The sequence below is a fragment of the [Bacillus] caldolyticus genome, assembly GCF_003595605.1.
GTDB classification, from domain to species: domain Bacteria; phylum Bacillota; class Bacilli; order Bacillales; family Anoxybacillaceae; genus Geobacillus; species Geobacillus thermoleovorans.
In genome coordinates this window covers 1850160-1870079 of sequence record NZ_CP025074.1, presented here as the reverse complement: position 1 = coordinate 1870079, position 19920 = coordinate 1850160, and the positions used below count along the sequence as shown (strand labels likewise).

The 19920-nt window shown below is 51.7% G+C and carries 11 protein-coding genes, 7 tRNA genes and 3 rRNA genes; 19 read left to right on the top strand and 2 right to left on the bottom strand.

Annotation, left to right across the window (positions count from 1 at the left end; genetic code table 11):
• Window positions 1-129: 129 nt before the first annotated feature.
• Window positions 130-885: a polysaccharide deacetylase family sporulation protein PdaB gene (gene pdaB / locus CWI35_RS09680; protein ID WP_011229660.1), complete on the bottom strand. Its 756-nt coding sequence runs from the start codon at window positions 883-885 to the stop codon at window positions 130-132.
• Window positions 886-1558: 673 nt separating this feature from the next.
• Here pdaB and CWI35_RS09675 point away from each other — a divergent pair.
• The 17 genes from CWI35_RS09675 to glmS all read left to right on the top strand — a co-directional run bounded on the left by CWI35_RS09675 (window position 1559) and on the right by glmS (window position 16117).
• Window positions 1559-3116 (top strand): 16S ribosomal RNA (locus CWI35_RS09675).
• A gap of 600 nt (window positions 3117-3716) precedes the next feature.
• Window positions 3717-6647 (top strand): 23S ribosomal RNA (locus tag CWI35_RS09670).
• A gap of 105 nt (window positions 6648-6752) precedes the next feature.
• Window positions 6753-6869 (top strand): 5S ribosomal RNA (gene rrf / locus CWI35_RS09665).
• Together the 16S, 23S and 5S rRNA genes with 7 tRNA genes alongside form the textbook arrangement of a ribosomal RNA operon.
• Window positions 6870-7025: 156 nt before the next feature.
• Window positions 7026-7100, top strand: a tRNA-Asn gene (locus tag CWI35_RS09660).
• A gap of 7 nt (window positions 7101-7107) precedes the next feature.
• Window positions 7108-7183 (top strand) — tRNA-Thr (locus CWI35_RS09655).
• Between the two features lie 10 nt (window positions 7184-7193).
• Window positions 7194-7265: transfer RNA gene (locus CWI35_RS09650), tRNA-Glu, on the top strand.
• 114 nt (window positions 7266-7379) lie between these two features.
• Window positions 7380-7454, top strand: a tRNA-Gln gene (locus CWI35_RS09645).
• A gap of 166 nt (window positions 7455-7620) precedes the next feature.
• Window positions 7621-7696 (top strand) — tRNA-Lys (locus CWI35_RS09640).
• A 4-nt stretch (window positions 7697-7700) separates the two neighbouring features.
• A tRNA-Gly gene (locus tag CWI35_RS09635) sits at window positions 7701-7772 on the top strand.
• A gap of 6 nt (window positions 7773-7778) precedes the next feature.
• Window positions 7779-7851, top strand: a tRNA-Ala gene (locus CWI35_RS09630).
• Between the two features lie 148 nt (window positions 7852-7999).
• On the top strand, window positions 8000-8899 hold the full coding sequence (rocF, locus tag CWI35_RS09625; RefSeq protein ID WP_014194613.1) for an arginase: 900 nt from the start codon (window positions 8000-8002) through the stop codon (window positions 8897-8899).
• Window positions 8900-9099: 200 nt separating this feature from the next.
• A complete protein-coding gene (gene sigW, locus CWI35_RS09620) occupies window positions 9100-9663 on the top strand; it encodes an RNA polymerase sigma factor SigW (RefSeq protein WP_011229662.1) in 564 nt (187 codons plus the stop codon).
• 14 nt (window positions 9664-9677) lie between these two features.
• On the top strand, window positions 9678-10289 hold the full coding sequence (gene rsiW, locus CWI35_RS09615; RefSeq protein WP_015373735.1) for an anti-sigma-W factor RsiW: 612 nt from the start codon (window positions 9678-9680) through the stop codon (window positions 10287-10289).
• Between the two features lie 72 nt (window positions 10290-10361).
• Window positions 10362-11183 (top strand): diadenylate cyclase CdaA, encoded by an 822-nt coding sequence (gene cdaA / locus CWI35_RS09610; RefSeq protein ID WP_014194616.1) that lies wholly within the window; start codon window positions 10362-10364, stop codon window positions 11181-11183.
• Window positions 11176-12414: a CdaR family protein gene (locus CWI35_RS09605; RefSeq protein WP_119877705.1), complete on the top strand. Its 1239-nt coding sequence runs from the start codon at window positions 11176-11178 to the stop codon at window positions 12412-12414. Before cdaA ends, CWI35_RS09605 begins: the two co-directional genes overlap by 8 nt.
• Before the next feature lie 27 nt (window positions 12415-12441).
• Window positions 12442-13791: a phosphoglucosamine mutase gene (glmM, locus tag CWI35_RS09600; RefSeq protein WP_119877704.1), complete on the top strand. Its 1350-nt coding sequence runs from the start codon at window positions 12442-12444 to the stop codon at window positions 13789-13791.
• Between the two features lie 523 nt (window positions 13792-14314).
• Window positions 14315-16117, top strand: coding sequence for a glutamine--fructose-6-phosphate transaminase (isomerizing) (gene glmS / locus CWI35_RS09595; RefSeq protein WP_119877703.1), 1803 nt, complete (start codon window positions 14315-14317; stop codon window positions 16115-16117).
• Between the two features lie 503 nt (window positions 16118-16620).
• On the opposite strand, the gene CWI35_RS09590 is transcribed toward glmS, so the two are convergent.
• Window positions 16621-17808: an IS701 family transposase gene (locus tag CWI35_RS09590; RefSeq protein WP_081133251.1), complete on the bottom strand. Its 1188-nt coding sequence runs from the start codon at window positions 17806-17808 to the stop codon at window positions 16621-16623.
• 242 nt (window positions 17809-18050) lie between these two features.
• Here CWI35_RS09590 and CWI35_RS09585 point away from each other — a divergent pair, with 242 nt between their 5' ends.
• Both CWI35_RS09585 and CWI35_RS09580 read left to right on the top strand, forming a co-directional pair.
• Entirely contained in the window at window positions 18051-18929 is an 879-nt protein-coding gene (locus tag CWI35_RS09585; RefSeq protein ID WP_004439648.1) for an IS982-like element ISGsp1 family transposase, read from the top strand.
• 215 nt (window positions 18930-19144) lie between these two features.
• On the top strand, window positions 19145-19852 hold the full coding sequence (locus tag CWI35_RS09580; protein WP_306418285.1) for a hypothetical protein: 708 nt from the start codon (window positions 19145-19147) through the stop codon (window positions 19850-19852).
• The last annotated feature ends 68 nt before the right edge of the window (window positions 19853-19920 follow it).

Below are 19920 nucleotides of genomic sequence, written 5' to 3'. Positions count from 1 at the left end.
AAGGCGCCGCCTGTTTTCTTATGGCAGCCGCGAAAAAAACGGCTGTTCGCCAAAAGCCAATCATTCCAATTGGCGGCTTGTCTGCCGCTGCAATCCAGCCGCACCGGCGCAGGCCGCTGTCGGAACGTGTCACTCGATCCCGCGGCTTTCGGCTTCGCCATTCGCCAACAGCTCGGAGAGGTTGACGTTTTTGTAGCCGTTTTCTTTCATGGAAGCGATAATTTTCGGCAGCGCTTTGGCTGTCTGTTTTGCCGAATCAGATGCGTGAAGGAGCACGATATCGCCCGGTTCCAGGTCCCTCGTGACGTTCTCAACAATTTGGTCTGTCCCAGGGTTGAGCCAGTCTTTCGAGTCAATGCTCCAATGGACGACAGTGTAGCCGAGGGACTGAGCAACTTTTAACACATTTTTGTTGAAGTTCCCCCCAGGGGGGCGCAGCAGCTCAACCTGTTTAATTCCCAACATGTCAAACACTTTTTTCGCCATGATTAAATCTTGACGGATTTTGGCGTTCTCAAGTTCCGTATAGTTGACAAAGTTATATCCCATACTGCCAATCTCATGCCCCTCCTCTTTGATCCGCTTCACTACGGCTGGATGGCGTTCGGCCCATGAGGCGGATAAAAAAAAGGTCGCGTTTTGAATCCCGTGCTGCTTCAAGACATCCAAAATTTTGTCTGCATTCTCATCTCCCCAGCTGATATCGAACGTCAACGCCACCTCATTGCGGGCGTTGTCCACTTTATATACCGCCTTCGGCCCAGAAGGAAGCGAAAAAACTGGACGGTTCATTTCATAAGCGTACAAGACGACGGCGGTGAAAAAGGCGGAGCAGATAATAATGAGAGCTTTTTTCAGCGTCCGTCCGTTCAACGCGTAAAACATGACATCGGCCCCCTTTTTTGCATTGTAAAATCGTTGTCCTAATAACATCTTATGCGGACAGCCATGGCGGTTATGAAACTTATTTGCCAGTCCTCTTACCGTCGAAGAGATGGAGGAAGCCTAAAGGAACGGTCTGGCGTCGGTTCCTGAAATTCCCCTAAAAAAGATATTGCATTTTTGATTGGTAAGTGGTATATTAAAAATCGTCGCTAATCGGACAGAGTGTTCGATAGCGGTGAGTGACGAAAAGCAACGGAAAAGATCTTGACAAGAAAAAAGAGGCATGTTAGTATAAAAGAGCTGTTTGCAAGAGGAAGATTCAACTATTCTTCAGTTCAAGACTGCAAATCAGCAGAGAAGTTGTTTCAATGCAGCAACTTTGCGCCTGTGTCTTCTAGTGAATTCGGGGGAATTGGGTTCCTCGGCGCAAGACTGCAACGAAGCAAGTTCAAGAAGAGGTCTCGTTCCTTGAAAACTGAACGAAACGAAGCGCGAAAGAAAAGCTGAGGCCCGCGGGTCGCCGCGATGGGCAAATGTTCTTCGCCTGCAGGGATTTACAATCCCGAAGGCGAAGGTGATTTGACCCCGAGCGGCGGCGGGCCGAAGCTGGACAATACGAAAAGCGGAGGCCGCTTTGGCCGAAGTTGGACAATGCGAAAAGCCAATCAACTTTCTTTTGGAGAGTTTGATCCTGGCTCAGGACGAACGCTGGCGGCGTGCCTAATACATGCAAGTCGAGCGGACCAAATCGGAGCTTGCTCTGGTTTGGTCAGCGGCGGACGGGTGAGTAACACGTGGGCAACCTGCCCGCAAGACCGGGATAACTCCGGGAAACCGGAGCTAATACCGGATAACACCGAAGACCGCATGGTCTTTGGTTGAAAGGCGGCCTTTGGCTGTCACTTGCGGATGGGCCCGCGGCGCATTAGCTAGTTGGTGAGGTAACGGCTCACCAAGGCGACGATGCGTAGCCGGCCTGAGAGGGTGACCGGCCACACTGGGACTGAGACACGGCCCAGACTCCTACGGGAGGCAGCAGTAGGGAATCTTCCGCAATGGGCGAAAGCCTGACGGAGCGACGCCGCGTGAGCGAAGAAGGCCTTCGGGTCGTAAAGCTCTGTTGTGAGGGACGAAGGAGCGCCGTTCGAAGAGGGCGGCGCGGTGACGGTACCTCACGAGGAAGCCCCGGCTAACTACGTGCCAGCAGCCGCGGTAATACGTAGGGGGCGAGCGTTGTCCGGAATTATTGGGCGTAAAGCGCGCGCAGGCGGTTCCTTAAGTCTGATGTGAAAGCCCACGGCTCAACCGTGGAGGGTCATTGGAAACTGGGGGACTTGAGTGCAGGAGAGGAGAGCGGAATTCCACGTGTAGCGGTGAAATGCGTAGAGATGTGGAGGAACACCAGTGGCGAAGGCGGCTCTCTGGCCTGCAACTGACGCTGAGGCGCGAAAGCGTGGGGAGCAAACAGGATTAGATACCCTGGTAGTCCACGCCGTAAACGATGAGTGCTAAGTGTTAGAGGGGTCACACCCTTTAGTGCTGCAGCTAACGCGATAAGCACTCCGCCTGGGGAGTACGGCCGCAAGGCTGAAACTCAAAGGAATTGACGGGGGCCCGCACAAGCGGTGGAGCATGTGGTTTAATTCGAAGCAACGCGAAGAACCTTACCAGGTCTTGACATCCCCTGACAACCCAAGAGATTGGGCGTTCCCCCTTCGGGGGGACAGGGTGACAGGTGGTGCATGGTTGTCGTCAGCTCGTGTCGTGAGATGTTGGGTTAAGTCCCGCAACGAGCGCAACCCTCGCCTCTAGTTGCCAGCACGAAGGTGGGCACTCTAGAGGGACTGCCGGCGACAAGTCGGAGGAAGGTGGGGATGACGTCAAATCATCATGCCCCTTATGACCTGGGCTACACACGTGCTACAATGGGCGGTACAAAGGGCTGCGAACCCGCGAGGGGGAGCGAATCCCAAAAAGCCGCTCTCAGTTCGGATTGCAGGCTGCAACTCGCCTGCATGAAGCCGGAATCGCTAGTAATCGCGGATCAGCATGCCGCGGTGAATACGTTCCCGGGCCTTGTACACACCGCCCGTCACACCACGAGAGCTTGCAACACCCGAAGTCGGTGCGGTAACCCTTACGGGAGCCAGCCGCCGAAGGTGGGGCAAGTGATTGGGGTGAAGTCGTAACAAGGTAGCCGTACCGGAAGGTGCGGCTGGATCACCTCCTTTCTAAGGACGAAGAAAAGCAGAAGCGCCGCGTTTGGCTCTCGAAGCCAAATGTTCTTCACCCGCAGGGGTGCTTGCACCCCGAGGGGGAAGGTTATTTGGCAGAAGAGAGCCAGGCGCTGGAGCTAGACATCAGTCGTTATTCAAAGCAAAACGCGCTTCTGTTTCGTTCAGTTTTGAAGGAATGAGAAATTCCTTCAGTTGCTTTGCGTCTGCGTCTACAAGTGAATTCAGAGAAGCTGGATTCCTCGACGCAAAGCTGCAAGGAAGCTGTTTCAACGTAGTTGCTTTGCGTCTGTGCCTGCGTCTGCTAGCAGGTTCAGGGAAGCAAGATTCCTCGGCACAAGACTGCAGAGAAGTGAATTCAAGAAATAGTCTCGTTTGCGTCTGCGTCTACAAGCGGATTCGGAGAAGCCGAATTCCTCGACGCAAACCAGCGAAGAAGCGAATTCAAAGGAGCTACTTTGCGCCTTCGTCTTCCAGCAGGTTCAAGGAAGATGGATTCCTCGGCACAAGACTGCAGAGAAGCAAATTCAAGAAGCAGTCTCGTTCCTTGAAAACTAGATAACCGATAAAGCAAAGGAAGAAGCCGAGAGCGCAATAGGTTAAGCTGGAAAGGGCGCACGGTGGATGCCTTGGCACTAGGAGCCGATGAAGGACGGGGCAAACGCCGAAACGCTTCGGGGAGCTGTAAGCAAGCGTTGATCCGGAGATGTCCGAATGGGGGAACCCACTGTCCGTAATGGGGCAGTATCCATGCCTGAATCCATAGGGCATGGAGGGCACACCCGGGGAACTGAAACATCTTAGTACCCGGAGGAGAAGAAAGCAACCGCGATTCCCTGAGTAGCGGCGAGCGAAACGGGAACAGCCCAAACCAAGAGGCATGTCCTCTTGGGGTTGTAGGACCGCTCACGATGGGAGTGAGAAAGGGACGGGGTAGACGAACCGGTCTGGAACGGCCGGCCAGAGAAGGTGAGAGCCCTGTAGTCGAAACTTCGTTCCCTCCCGAGCGGATCCTGAGTACGGCGGGACACGAGGAATCCCGTCGGAAGCAGGGAGGACCATCTCCCAAGGCTAAATACTCCCTAGTGACCGATAGTGCACCAGTACCGTGAGGGAAAGGTGAAAAGCACCCCGGGAGGGGAGTGAAAGAGAACCTGAAACCGTGTGCCTACAAGTAGTCAGAGCCCGTTGATGGGTGATGGCGTGCCTTTTGTAGAATGAACCGGCGAGTGACGATGGCGTGCGAGGTTAAGCCGAAGAGGCGGAGCCGCAGCGAAAGCGAGTCTGAACAGGGCGTGTGAGTACGTCGTCGTCGACCCGAAACCAGGTGATCTACCCATGTCCAGGGTGAAGGCCGGGTAACACCGGCTGGAGGCCCGAACCCACGCACGTTGAAAAGTGCGGGGATGAGGTGTGGGTAGGGGTGAAATGCCAATCGAACTTGGAGATAGCTGGTTCTCCCCGAAATAGCTTTAGGGCTAGCCTCGGGTTTAAGAGTCTTGGAGGTAGAGCACTGATTGGGCTAGGGGCCCCAAACGGGTTACCGAACCCAGTCAAACTCCGAATGCCAACGACTTATGCCCGGGAGTCAGACTGCGAGTGATAAGATCCGTGGTCGAGAGGGGAACAGCCCAGACCGCCAGCTAAGGCCCCGAAGTGCACGTTCAGTGGAAAAGGATGTGGAGTTGCCGAGACAACCAGGATGTTGGCTTAGAAGCAGCCACCATTTAAAGAGTGCGTAATAGCTCACTGGTCGAGTGACTCTGCGCCGAAAATGTACCGGGGCTAAACGTGCCGCCGAAGCTGCGGGATGACCGTTGGTCATCGGTAGGGGAGCGTTCTAAGGGCAGAGAAGCCAGACCGGAAGGACTGGTGGAGCGCTTAGAAGTGAGAATGCCGGTATGAGTAGCGAAAACAGAGGTGAGAATCCTCTGCGCCGAAAGCCTAAGGGTTCCTGAGGAAGGTTCGTCCGCTCAGGGTTAGTCGGGACCTAAGCCGAGGCCGAAAGGCGTAGGTGATGGACAACAGGTTGAGATTCCTGTACCACCTTCTTCCCGTTTGAGCGATGGGGGGGACGCAGGAGGATAGGGCGAGCAGGCGGCTGGAAGAGCCTGTCCAAGCCGTGAGGCTGATCCGCAGGCAAATCCGCGGATCATAAGGCCAAGCGGTGACGGCGACGGATTGATCCGGAAGTCCCCGATTTCACACTGCCAAGAAAAGCCTCTAGCGAGGGAAGAGGTGCCCGTACCGCAAACCGACACAGGTAGGCGAGGAGAGAATCCTAAGGCGCGCGGGAGAACTCTCGTTAAGGAACTCGGCAAAATGACCCCGTAACTTCGGGAGAAGGGGTGCTCTTTGGGGTGAAGAGCCCTGAAGAGCCGCAGTGAAAAGGCCCAAGCGACTGTTTATCAAAAACACAGGTCTCTGCGAAGCCGAAAGGCGACGTATAGGGGCTGACACCTGCCCGGTGCTGGAAGGTTAAGGGGAGCGCTTAGCGGAAGCGAAGGTGCGAACCGAAGCCCCAGTAAACGGCGGCCGTAACTATAACGGTCCTAAGGTAGCGAAATTCCTTGTCGGGTAAGTTCCGACCCGCACGAAAGGTGTAACGACTTGGGCGCTGTCTCAACGAGAGACCCGGTGAAATTATACTACCTGTGAAGATGCAGGTTACCCGCGACAGGACGGAAAGACCCCGTGGAGCTTTACTGCAGCCTGATATGGAATTTTGGTATCGCTTGTACAGGATAGGTGGGAGCCTGGGAAGCCGGAGCGCCAGCTTCGGTGGAGGCGGCGGTGGGATACCACCCTGGCGGTATTGAAATTCTAACCCGCACCCCTTAGCGGGGTGGGAGACAGTGTCAGGTGGGCAGTTTGACTGGGGCGGTCGCCTCCCAAAAGGTAACGGAGGCGCCCAAAGGTTCCCTCAGAATGGTTGGAAATCATTCGGAGAGTGCAAAGGCACAAGGGAGCTTGACTGCGAGACGGACAGGTCGAGCAGGGACGAAAGTCGGGCTTAGTGATCCGGTGGTTCCGCATGGAAGGGCCATCGCTCAACGGATAAAAGCTACCCCGGGGATAACAGGCTGATCTCCCCCAAGAGTCCACATCGACGGGGAGGTTTGGCACCTCGATGTCGGCTCATCGCATCCTGGGGCTGTAGTCGGTCCCAAGGGTTGGGCTGTTCGCCCATTAAAGCGGTACGCGAGCTGGGTTCAGAACGTCGTGAGACAGTTCGGTCCCTATCCGTCGCGGGCGGAGGAAATTTGAGAGGAGCTGTCCTTAGTACGAGAGGACCGGGATGGACGCACCGCTGGTGTACCAGTTGTCCCGCCAGGGGCACCGCTGGGTAGCTATGTGCGGACGGGATAAGCGCTGAAAGCATCTAAGCGTGAAGCCCCCCTCAAGATGAGATTTCCCACCGCGCAAAGCGGGTAAGATCCCTCGAAGATGACGAGGTCGATAGGTCCGAGGTGGAAGCGTGGCGACACGTGGAGCTGACGGATACTAATCGATCGAGGGCTTGACCTATGAGCGGCTTCTTCCAACGGTTATCTAGTTTTGAGGGAATGAACATCCTGTTGACAAATCCAACAGGATGGATATAATAATTACTGTCCAAGATGATCATCATTGCCTAGTGGCTATGGCGGAGGGGAAACACCCGTTCCCATCCCGAACACGGAAGTTAAGCCCTCCAGCGCCGATGGTAGTTGGGGCCAGCGCCCCTGCAAGAGTAGGTCGCTGCTAGGCAATGTTTCATTATTCTGCAATAGTTCAGCGACGAGCTTCACATCTTCGAATTCGCTACGAGTTGCCTCGACGCATCTCGCTTCCTTGAATTAGCTGGCAGAGGAAGAGGCAACGAGCACATTGGGAAGATGTGCATGACATATAGTTATTCATCATTCCGCAATAGCTCAGCGGTAGAGCAACCGGCTGTTAACCGGTAGGTCGTAGGTTCGAATCCTACTTGCGGAGCCATTTTTACGCTTCCATAGCTCAGTAGGTAGAGCACTTCCATGGTAAGGAAGAGGTCACCGGTTCGAGCCCGGTTGGAAGCTCCATTTATTTTCCGGCCCGTTGGTCAAGTGGTTAAGACACCGCCCTTTCACGGCGGTAACACGGGTTCGAATCCCGTACGGGTCACTCCATTTCGGCCAGTCGTCCTTTCAAGGATGATTGGCCGAAATGAAAAGTGTATACTTCCCTGATTGCTGAGATATAATAGCAATTGAATACAGCGTTTTTTTCTCATCGCGTTGGGCTATAGCCAAGCGGTAAGGCAACGGACTTTGACTCCGTGATGCGCTGGTTCGAATCCAGCTAGCCCAGCCATTATTTTTTTGTACATAAAAATGGTCATGAGCCATTAGCTCAGCAACGAGCGCTGCATCTTCGGATTTGCTTCGAGTTGCCTCGACGCACTAGGCATCTGTGAAACAGCTGGGAGAGGAAGAGGCAGGTAGAGTGAAACGAAGCTGTAGAGTGTTATCCTAACCATGAGCCATTAGCTCAGTAGGTAGAGCATCTGACTTTTAATCAGAGGGTCGGAGGTTCGAGTCCTCCATGGCTCACCATAGCGCGGAAGTAGTTCAGTGGTAGAACACCACCTTGCCAAGGTGGGGGTCGCGGGTTCGAGTCCCGTCTTCCGCTTGGGGCGGGGCCTTAGCTCAGCTGGGAGAGCGCCTGCTTTGCACGCAGGAGGTCATCGGTTCGATCCCGATAGGCTCCATCAAGAGCAGACTGCTTGACAACCAAAAGCAGCCTGCTCTTTTTTGTTATATCGGTATAAATATTCAAAATTTTGTCAAGTTGAGTCATCCCCTTTCTTTCCTCTACAATAAAGACGTAACAGGAACCGGAAAGGAGTGGGAGACAGCATGAAGCCAATTTCAATTATCGGGGTTCCGATGGATTTAGGGCAGACACGCCGCGGCGTTGATATGGGGCCGAGCGCAATGCGTTATGCAGGCGTCATCGAACGTCTGGAACGTCTTCATTACGATATTGAAGATTTGGGAGATATTCCGATTGGAAAAGCAGAGCGGTTGCACGAGCAAGGAGATTCACGGTTGCGCAATTTGAAAGCGGTTGCGGAGGCGAATGAGAAACTCGCGGCGGCGGTTGACCAAGTCGTTCAGCGGGGGCGCTTCCCACTTGTGCTGGGCGGCGACCATAGCATCGCCATTGGCACGCTCGCCGGGGTGGCGAAACATTATGAGCGGCTTGGAGTGATCTGGTATGACGCGCATGGCGACGTCAACACCGCGGAAACGTCGCCGTCTGGAAACATTCATGGCATGCCGCTGGCGGCGAGCCTCGGGTTTGGCCATCCGGCGCTGACGCAAATCGGCGGATACAGCCCCAAAATCAAGCCGGAACATGTCGTGTTGATCGGCGTCCGTTCCCTTGATGAAGGGGAGAAGAAGTTTATTCGCGAAAAAGGAATCAAAATTTACACGATGCATGAGGTTGATCGGCTCGGAATGACAAGGGTGATGGAAGAAACGATCGCCTATTTAAAAGAACGAACGGATGGCGTTCATTTGTCGCTTGACTTGGATGGCCTTGACCCAAGCGACGCACCGGGAGTCGGAACGCCTGTCATTGGAGGATTGACATACCGCGAAAGCCATTTGGCGATGGAGATGCTGGCCGAGGCACAAATCATCACTTCAGCGGAATTTGTCGAAGTGAACCCGATCTTGGATGAGCGGAACAAAACAGCATCAGTGGCTGTAGCGCTGATGGGGTCGTTGTTTGGTGAAAAACTCATGTAATGCATGTGGGCAAAGAGGGTTGGTTGCGGGATTCACGGATATGATGATGATTTGTTCCCGCTGTTTGTGAAAGAGGGGCTGCCATTTGTTTGGAGTCCCCTCTTTTTCCGTTGTATGATACAATAAATATGTTGCATGAAACTTTTCTTGATCGAGCGCCGTAATATACAGTAAGCCGTGAGGCGGGGGTATTGTATTTTATGGATCTATTTATTAAAAAGAGAATTAAGGCGATCCAAAAAGGGGATCAAAACGCATACGCGGATCTTGTCGATTTGTATAAGGACAAGATTTACCGTCTTTGCTATCGAATGCTTGGCAATCGGCATGAGGCGGAAGATGCGGCGCAGGAGGCGTTCATCCGCGCCTACATCCATATTGATACGTACAATCCAGAAATGAAGTTTTCCACTTGGCTGTACCGGATCGCGACGAACTTGACGATCGATAAATTGCGGAAACGGAAGCCGGACGTGTATTTAGATGAAGAGGTCGGAGGCACGGACGGGTTGACGATGCAGGCTCAGCTTCCTTCCCGCGAAGCATCCCCGGAGGAGGCAGTGGAAAGCCTGGAGCTGCAAGAGACGGTGCAGCGAGCGATTGAGCAGTTGCCAGAAAAGTATCGAAGCGTGATCGTGTTGAAATATATGGAAGATTTGTCGTTGCAAGAAATCAGCGAGATTTTAGGGTTGCCGGTCGGCACGGTGAAAACGCGGCTGCATCGCGGCCGTGAAGCGTTGCGCAGGCAATTGGGTCATTTATAAGAGGGTGGGAGACTATGGAATGTCCGAAAGAAATCGTGTTGCTCATGCACAGCTATTTTGATGGAGATCTCCAGCCAGAAGGAGAGCAGCAGCTGAAAGAACATTTGCGTTCGTGCGCTGCGTGCGCTGCCCATTTTCACGAGCTGAAAAAGACGGTTGCTTTCCTCCAATATGCCGCCCACGTTGCGGCGCCGCCGTCGTTTGCAGCCAAGGTTATGGAGGCGATGCCGAAAGAGAGAAAGACCGCGCGGCTGCGCCGTTTTCTGCATCGTCATCCGCTGCTTACGGCTGCCTCGTTGTTTTTCGCGCTTACTTTCGGCAGCTTAGCCTCTTCATGGGGGGAAAGAGGCGCGTTTTCCGTCTCAGCTGATGAACATGTCATCATCCGCGATCATACTGTCATCGTGCCGAAAGGAGAAACGGTCAAAGGAGATATTGTCGTCCGCAATGGCTCGATTCGGATTGAAGGAACGGTTGATGGGGACGTGACTGTGATCCATGGAAAGAAATATATGGCGTCCGCCGGGCAAGTGACAGGGGAAGTGGAGGAAATTAATCAAGTGTTTGAATGGATTTGGTATAATATTAAAGAAAGGTTCAATCGTGCGCTCCAATCGATTGAATGATGGCAGCCATCGTTCGATGGCTTTTTCCGTGGCCATCAACAGATTGGAATTAGAGATAAAGGAAGTGTGAAGATGTCCTTCGGAGAGCTCCCCATCGTGTCATATTTGTTAAAAGTGGTTGATATCCTTGTCGTTTGGTATGTGATTTACAAGTTGATCATGATGATTCGCGGGACGAAGGCCATTCAGTTGTTAAAAGGCATTTTTTTAATTATTCTAGTCCGCTTTGTGAGCAATTACCTCGGATTGACGACGTTGCAATGGCTGATGGATCAGGCGATCATTTGGGGATTTCTCGCGATCATCATCATTTTTCAACCAGAATTGCGGCGCGCCCTTGAGCAGCTCGGCCGCGGACGGCTGTTCACCCGCAATACGGTCAATGAAGAGGAAGAGCGGATGCGAATGGTGGAAGCCATTGTCAAAGCGACCGAGTATATGGCGAAGCGACGCATCGGCGCGCTGATTTCCATTGAGCGGGAAACCGGAATGAACGATTATGTCGAAACCGGCATTATGTTAAACGCTCATGTATCGCCGGAACTGCTCATTAATATTTTCATTCCGAACACGCCGCTTCATGATGGGGCGGTCATTATTCAAAAAAACCAAATCGCTGCGGCGGCCTGTTATTTGCCATTATCGGAAAGTCCGTTTATTTCGAAAGAGCTCGGAACACGCCATCGGGCGGCGCTCGGCATCAGCGAAGTGACGGACAGCGTCACCGTCGTCGTGTCGGAAGAGACGGGAGCAGTATCGTTGACGAAAAACGGCGAGCTGTACCGCGATTTAACGATCGATGAGTTTCGGGAGCTGTTGACCGGCGAACTTGCTCCAGCGACGAAGGCGCCTGCTTCTTCCCGTTGGCAGTGGAGGGGGAAGAAACATGGATAAGTTGATGGACCATCCTTGGTTTATTCGCGTTGTCTCCTTATTGCTGGCGATTATGCTGTATATGTCGGCCAATGTCGGGGCGAAAACTGGTGAGACGCGCAACACGTTTGGCCAGGAAGATACGGAAACGTTGGTCGATATTCCGGTGGTCGCTTACTATGATGAAAACAACTTGGTCGTATCGGGTGTCCCGAAATACGTGAACGTTACGCTCCAAGGACCCGCCAGCATTGTCAAGCCGACGGCTCTACAACGAAATTTCGAGGTGTATGTCGATTTAACGGAATTGCCATTAGGGACATACACGGTGCCGATCAAATACAGGGACATCTCCGACAAGTTGAAAGTGACGATTCAGCCTTCCTCGGCCAAAGTGACGATTCGTGAAAAAGTGTCGAAACAGTTTCCGGTCGGTGTTGAATTTTTCAATCGAAACAAAATGCCGGATGGCTATTCCGTTGGAGAACCGACGGTGAAACCAGATGCCGTGACGATTACCGGGGCGAAGGAACGAATCGACGAGATTGCCTTTGTCAAAGCCATCGTCGACTTAGATGGGGCGACGGAAACGCTGACGAGAGAAGCGCGCGTTCGAGTGTACGATCGACGGGGAAATGAGTTGGATATTGAGCCAGAGCCATCGTCGGTGGAAGTAACCGTGCCGGTGAAAAGCCCGAGCAAGACGGTGCCGGTTCAAGTGCGAACAACTGGGGAGTTGCCGGATGGTGTGCATCTTGTCAGCATCACGCCGGAGCCGGATCGAGTGACGATTTATGGACCGAAGGAAGTGTTGAACCATATTGACAAGCTGGAAGGATTGACCGTTGATTTGGACGACATGACCGATGATGCGACGGTAGAGCTCGACGTTCCGCTTCCTAATGGCGCAAAAAGCGTCAACCCAGACAAAATCAAGGTGCATATTGATGTGGAAAAAGACGTCACACAAACGTGGAAAGACGTGCCGATCGCTGTCGTCGGCTTGCCGGATTCATACAAAGCCGAATTTGTCAAACCGCTTGAAGGCAAAATTACGGTCCGCCTTGTCGGTCCGCCCGATGTCGTCCGCGGGTTGACAAAAGACGATATTCGTTTGTATGTCGATGTCGGTGGACTTGACACCGGCGAACATCAAGTTCCCATTCAATGGAACCACCCTGAACAAGTCCAATGGCAGCCGTCGGTGGAAACGGCGATGGTCCAGATTAGCGAAAAAGCGGCTGCACAATAAACTGCATAGTAAGGAGAGAGTGAACGAATGGGCAAATATTTTGGCACTGATGGTGTACGAGGAGTCGCAAATCGTGAATTGACGCCAGAGTTGGCGTTTCAAATCGGCCGCTGCGGCGGATACGTGCTGACCAAAAGCGCTGAGCGCCCGAAAGTGCTGATCGGGCGCGACACCCGCATTTCCGGCCATATGTTGGAAGGGGCCCTTGTCGCGGGGCTTTTGTCGATCGGGGCGGAAGTGATGCGCCTTGGCGTCATTTCCACGCCAGGTGTCGCCTATTTGACGAAGGCGCTTGGAGCGCAGGCCGGCATCATGATTTCCGCCTCCCACAACCCGGTGCAAGATAACGGCATTAAATTTTTCGGCCCGGACGGGTTCAAGCTGTCGGATGAGCAGGAAGCCGAGATAGAAGCGCTCATCGACAGCGTGGAGGATATGCTGCCGCGGCCGATCGGGGCTGGGCTTGGGCAAGTCAACGACTATTTTGAAGGCGGGCAAAAATACTTGCAGTATTTAAAACAAACGATCGATGAAGAAGATTTTTCCGGGATGAAAATCGCCCTCGACTGCGCGCACGGGGCGACGTCATCGCTGGCGACCTACCTATTTGCCGATTTGGATGCGGATGTCGTGACAATGGGGGCTTCGCCCAATGGGCTCAACATTAACGAAGGGGTCGGTTCCACCCATCCGGAAGCGTTGGCGGCGTTTGTCAAAGAAAAAGGAGCTGATGTCGGGCTCGCCTTTGACGGGGACGGCGACCGTCTCATTGCCGTCGATGAGAACGGCAACATCGTCGATGGCGACCAGATTATGTACATTTGCGCCAAATATTTAAAAGAAACCGGCCGCCTCAAGCACCAAACCGTCGTCTCGACCGTCATGAGCAACCTTGGGTTTTACAAGGCGCTTGAGGCGCAGGGAATCAAAAGTGTACAAACGGCCGTTGGCGACCGCTATGTCGTCGAGGAAATGAAGAAGAACGGCTATAATCTTGGCGGCGAGCAGTCCGGACACATCATCTTCCTTGACTACAACACGACGGGGGACGGCATGTTGACGGCGCTCCAGCTTGTCAACATCATGAAAATCAAAGGCAAGCCGCTTTCCGAATTGGCGGGGGAAATGAAAAAATACCCGCAGCTCTTAGTGAACGTCCGGGTGAAAGAGAAAGAAAAAGTGATGGAAAATGAGCAAGTGAAAAACGTGATCGCCGAAGTGGAAGCAGAGATGAACGGCAATGGCCGCGTCCTCGTTCGTCCGTCAGGGACGGAACCCCTCGTGCGCATTATGGCGGAGGCCCCGACCGAAGAAGCGTGCCGCGCCTACGTGGAGCGGATCGCCGATGTCGTCCGCCGTGAAATGGGGACGGAATAATCGACCGTCTGGACAACCACCCTATGCATAAACGGAACGTTCCCTTTCGTTTATGCATAGGGTATTTATATAAATAGTTGACGCCGCTGGGAATGTCCTGTAATATTAACGTTGTTGCCTTTTTTTGAAAGGAGGCGATGGAAGGGCGAAGAGCGGAACATGGTGAAGTGATGGCTTGCCGCAACCGTGGGCATGGCCAACAAAGCAAAAAGGTGGTTGGCTGTTGCATCGGTTTTAACGATCACAAAGCGCCTGGACTAAGCGTTGGACGGAAGAACGCTTAGTTGACGAGGAGGAGGTTTATCGAGGTTTTCGGCGGATGCCTCCCGGCTGGAGCGATGACAGCCGCAAGTCCTCTCTTAAAACAAAGGGGTGACCCTTTGCACAAAGGGGAGGATGTCATCGCGCAAATCGAAAGGGGAGTCTGCCGCATTGACGGTGAGGCCCCGTTGTTCTTTGACAACTGAACATGGAAGGATCTCATTAGCGGCAGCCTCCAAGATGAAAAGGAGGAACATTTGCCATGTGCGGCATTGTTGGCTATATCGGTTATCAAGATGTGAAGGAAATTTTATTGCGCGGATTGGAAAAACTCGAGTATCGCGGCTACGATTCGGCGGGGATCGCTGTGTTGAACGAAAGCGGCGTGCATGTGTTTAAGGAAAAAGGACGGATTGCTGATTTGCGCCGCATCGTCGACCCGAACGTCAACGCGACGGTCGGCATTGGCCATACACGCTGGGCGACACACGGGGCGCCAAGCCGAGTGAACGCCCACCCGCATCAAAGCGCTTCAGGCCGTTTTACGCTCGTGCATAACGGCGTCATTGAGAACTATGAAATGGTCAAGCGCGACTACTTGGCCGATGTCACATTCCAAAGCGACACGGACACGGAAGTGATCGTTCAGCTCGTGGAGAAGTTCGTCAACGACGGACTGGCAACGGAAGAGGCGTTCCGAAAAACGCTCTCGCTGCTAAAAGGATCGTACGCCATCGCCATGATCGATGCGCAAGACGAAAACACCATCTATGCGGCGAAAAACAAAAGCCCGCTTCTCGTCGGCTTGGGCGATGGGTTTAACGTCGTGGCGAGCGACGCGATGGCGATGCTTCAAGTGACGAATCAATTCGTCGAACTGATGGATGGGGAGCTCGTTATCGTCACGAGCGAGAACGTCACGATTCAAACGCTAAACGGTGAAACAGTCAAACGGAAGCCATTTACGGCTGAGCTCGATGCAAGCGACATTGAAAAAGGAACGTATCCGCATTACATGTTGAAAGAAATTGACGAGCAGCCGTTCGTCATCCGCCGCATCATTCAAAAATACCAAGACGAAAACGGCGGATTGACGATTGACCAAGCGATCATCAACGAAGTGCTGAACGCCGACCGCCTGTACATTGTCGCGTGCGGAACGAGCTACCACGCAGGTCTCGTCGGCAAGCAGTTGATCGAATCGTGGGCGAAAATTCCGGTGGAAGTGCATATCGCCAGCGAATTTTCGTACAACATGCCGCTGTTGTCGGAAAAGCCGCTCTTCATCTTTATCTCGCAAAGCGGCGAAACGGCCGACAGCCGCGCCGTGCTCGTGCAAACGAACAAACTCGGCCATAAAGCGATTACGATCACGAACGTCCCAGGTTCGACGCTGTCGCGGGAAGCCGATTATACGCTCCTGTTGCACGCCGGCCCGGAAATCGCCGTTGCCTCGACAAAAGCCTATACGGCGCAAATTGCCGTGTTGGCAATTTTGGCGGCGGCCGCGGCAAAAGCGAAAGGCTTTGAGCTGGACTTTGACTTGACGAAAGAGCTCGCCATCGTCGCCAATGTGATGGAAATGCTGTGTGATGCGAAAGAAGAAATGGAGAAAATCGCAAGCGACTACTTGACGCTGACGCGCAACTGCTTCTTTATCGGCCGCGCCGTTGACTACTATGTCTGCCTAGAAGGCGCGCTGAAGCTGAAGGAGATCTCGTACATTCAAGCGGAAGGGTTCGCCGGCGGCGAGCTGAAACACGGCACGATCGCCTTGATTGAGGACGGCACGCCGGTGATTGCCCTCGCCACCCAAGAGCACGTAAATTTGAGCATTCGCGGCAACGTAAAAGAAGTCGTCGCCCGCGGCGCGAACCCGTGCGTCATCTCGATGCGCGGCCTGGAAGGCGACGGCGACCGCTTCATCATCCCATCCGTCCATCCGGATCTTACGCCGCTTGTGTCCGTCGTGCCGTTGCAGCTGATCGCATACTATGCCGCCTTGCACCGCGGCTGCGACGTCGACAAACCGCGCAACTTGGCGAAGAGCGTGACGGTGGAGTAAGCGGTTCATTGGTCGGAAAGATGTTGAATGACAAAAAAGTCGGGTACTTGACAAAAAAGTCGGGAACCGGACAAAAAAGTTAGGTACCGAACAAAAAAGTCGGGAACTGAAAGCCTGTTGGTGAATCCAGCAGGCTTTTGTTTTTTCTATTATCTGCGGAAAATAAAGTCGCATACTGAAAAATAAAGTTATATATTCAATAAAAGTGTTGGCGAATTTTTATGCCAACAATTTTTCCTTTATTTCCGATCAAACAAATATTTGAATAATAAAAGGCATTTTGAAAGTGTTTGTAATATTGTGGTAAATTGATTAAAATCGGTCTTATTTGATTTCTATGGAAGAATAAAATTTCTTTCATCATCTGTGATGCCGCGAAGCGATGCATGGGCATCTAACGGGCAGTATAATTAAAGAAGGAATCAAATGCTAAATATCTAACTGTAGATGAGTAATTTTCATTACAATATTTTCCATTAACAAAGAGACAAACAGGGTAACCCTTAGGCGACATGGAGTTGTTTTTTGACAACATCAATGGGAATATCTTGCTTCGCCGCGTTGTAAATGAACTCAACTAGGCTGTGTCCTTTCCGCGATCGAAGAAGCTCCAGTCCGGCGGAGAGGTCTTGTTGAGATTCGGCTATGCTGTACACGCAAGCCAACAACACGGTGATCCAATACCGTTTGACCGCCCGAACGTGGCGAACACGGTACCCATCAAGCTTCAGCTGGTCTTTTGCCTGCCGGAAAAAGCATTCGATCGACCAGCGTTGGGCATAGTAACGCAAGATGTCTTCGTCACTCAGCTCCCGATCGGTGCTCAAGATGCAATGAAGATGTTCGGGTGTCATCGGCTGAGCAGCCTTCCAAGTAAGCAGCACCACCGCATCATCAAGACCGTTGAGCGCACCTTCGTAGCGGTAGACACGATAGCGCTCGTTCCCCACCGTGACGAGGCGGGTGTCTCGCGGTTCGAGATAGCGGGCGAACTGCTTGGCTTGGACGGCGATGCCTTTCGGGTAGAGAATTCGGTTCGTCTTGAGCATCGCGATGACATGGAATCCCTTTTTCAGGCAGGCTTCGATGAGCTCTTTGGACGGATACCATGAATCCATGAGCACATACACCGGATGATCCGGCTTCACCTTGAGCGAAGAAAGCATCTCCATCGCTAGGTCGACTTTGCTTGTTCCCGCCGCCTTATCATAAAGACGAAACGCGAACGGGAATGCCTGAGTCATGGTGTGTACCATCAGCCAAACGAGCGAATGCCCCCAGACCGATTGATGATCTTTGTGGGAGAAATGCCAATCACACCCTTGAATGGCGTGCGTGGCCCGTGACGAAGGCTTCGTTTTTTGGCAAATGGTATCATCAATCGAAACAAAAAGGGGTTGATTCTCCCGTTTGGCGATTCGCTTGATGCGATGAAGGATCCATTGCTGGAGTTTGCGAAGCAACGTCTCTTCATCCCAAGGGCTTTTCGTGAAAAAATGGCTGAGCGTTGTTCGATGGTTGGGATGAAAACTCCAGTGATGGACATCGGTCAACGTTCCCGAAAATCCCTTGGTCGTCAAGGCATCCACAATATGAACGAGATGCTTGATGACCGGTTTCGAGAAATAAAGCGCCAACCCCAACGCCATGAAAAACTTGTGGATTCCTTGATGATGTGCTAATCTATTCATGAGACATGAGCCTCCTTGTGAATGGTTGGTTAGCACATCTATTTTAACCAAGGAGTCGGGTTCATGTCTCCTTTTTTGTTTGGTTGTAAATTTATGTTAGTAAATTTACTCAACTACAGTATCTAATATATAAAATCAACCCGTGGTGCTAGATAAACTTGATCAAGCATAAAAATAGCCCTTGCTGGCGGATCTCCAGTAGAATGAAAGTGTCACCCAACATTCGAAAGGAGAGATCCCCCATGCAAGAGCACTTTCATTTTACTACAGATCCAGCCAAACTTCAAAAACAATATGCCGCTATTTTCTGTTTTGTTTCTGCCCAACTGTCGTTGATTCAAATGTATCTTCATCGCCGCAACCGTCACTTGGTCAAGCAAGAAGACGAAGTGGTCATGGCGGTTCACCTTTTGGGGAAGCTGCTGGGCTTTTCTTCCGAACGAGCCTGGCATCGTTTTGTCACGGGAAATTTGTTCACAAACGGCTCGTTTCTTGAACGCTCCCGATACAACCGCCGCTGCCGGGCGCTTGGTTTCGCCATCAAATGGATCCGTCATGAGCTGGCGAAACGTGGCCAACACCATGCTTATGCGGTCGTCGACAGCTTGCCTCTTCCGTTGTGCCATCCCGCAAGAATGCAGCGCGTCAAGCGGTTTCGAGGGATCGCGGATATGGGGTATTGTGCTTCCAAAAAGCAATGGTACTACGGTTTCAAGCTGCATCTTCAAGTGACCAATCAAGGGCTGGCCATGGGCTATGTCGTGACGGAAGCGTCCTGCCACGACGTCAAAGCCGCTGAAACGGTGATGACTCAAATCCCTCATCCCTACAACTTTGGGGACAAAGGGTACATCAGCCACGCTCTTCGAGAAAAGCTGTACGAAGAACACCAAGCCGCGTTCTGGACACCGTCTCGACACAATCAAAAGCACGGCCCATCCAAGGCATGGGAAGAATGGATCAGGAAAAAACGCAAAGTCATCGAGACGGTGTTTTCGATTCTCGTAGACCAATACCGGATCACCGACATTCGAGCGAATTCCATGGCCGGGTTTGAAGTGGCACTCGATGGCATCTTGTTGGCTTATTCCTTGGTCACACTAGGGCTGGTTGAGCGCTGACACTCAACTAGCACCACGGGTTAAAATCAATATGGATTTATATTCTAAAAATATATTTTAGGGGAGTTGTTATTCAATGTGTGGATTTGTAACTAGACACAAAGAAAGAGATTTAGAAATTCCAAAGCATCGTCAAGATTTAATGACTGCAATTGAAAAAGATTTATTTAATGACGATGATGTATTAGCGGTTTTTTATGGTGGTTCAATCGGGAGTGAAAACATGGATTTATATTCCGACATTGACCTCCGCATCGTTGTATTACCTGAAAAATTCCAAGCATTTATCTCGAACAAAAAAAAATCGCCCTAAAAAGTGGGGAAATGTTCTTTATTTTGAGGATTTAGGTCCGTTTGTAACTTATTCAATCGCTCACTATGATTGTTTCGTTAAAGTGGATACATTTTATTATAAACCTGAAGACATTCAGCCTTCCGTATGGTTGAAAAATATAAAAATTATAAAAGATACGGATGGAATGTTGGCAGATATTTTAGATAAATCAATGGCTTTATCCTATGAACCAACAATTGAAGAATTGGAACTTTGGCAAACAAAGTTTTTTGCGTATTTTCATGAAGCTTATCGCAGAGTAATGAGAAAAGAGTATTATTATGCTTTGAAATGTATTGACAACTTACGTTTATCAATGGCAACAGCTTGGTATATGGAAGCAGGAATCCAACCAAATACGTTTGGTGATTGGGCAAAATACGAAGGGGAAAGAAGCAAGCTAGAAGCTTGGCAACTTTCCCTCCTTGAAAGTTGGGAATGTGGTAGAAATCCCCTTGAAATGATGAATGTGATAAAAAGTATAGTTCCAGAATTTAAAAGAGTTCATAAAAATCTTTGTAATAAGTGTAAATTAGCACATTATTTCAGAATCCCTTTTTCAAATTATTTCAGATGGATTCTGAAATAATGTGCAAAATTTTTGCGGATTATTGCGGATTTTGCACATTCTTTCGGAACATTTGCACGCTCTTTCAG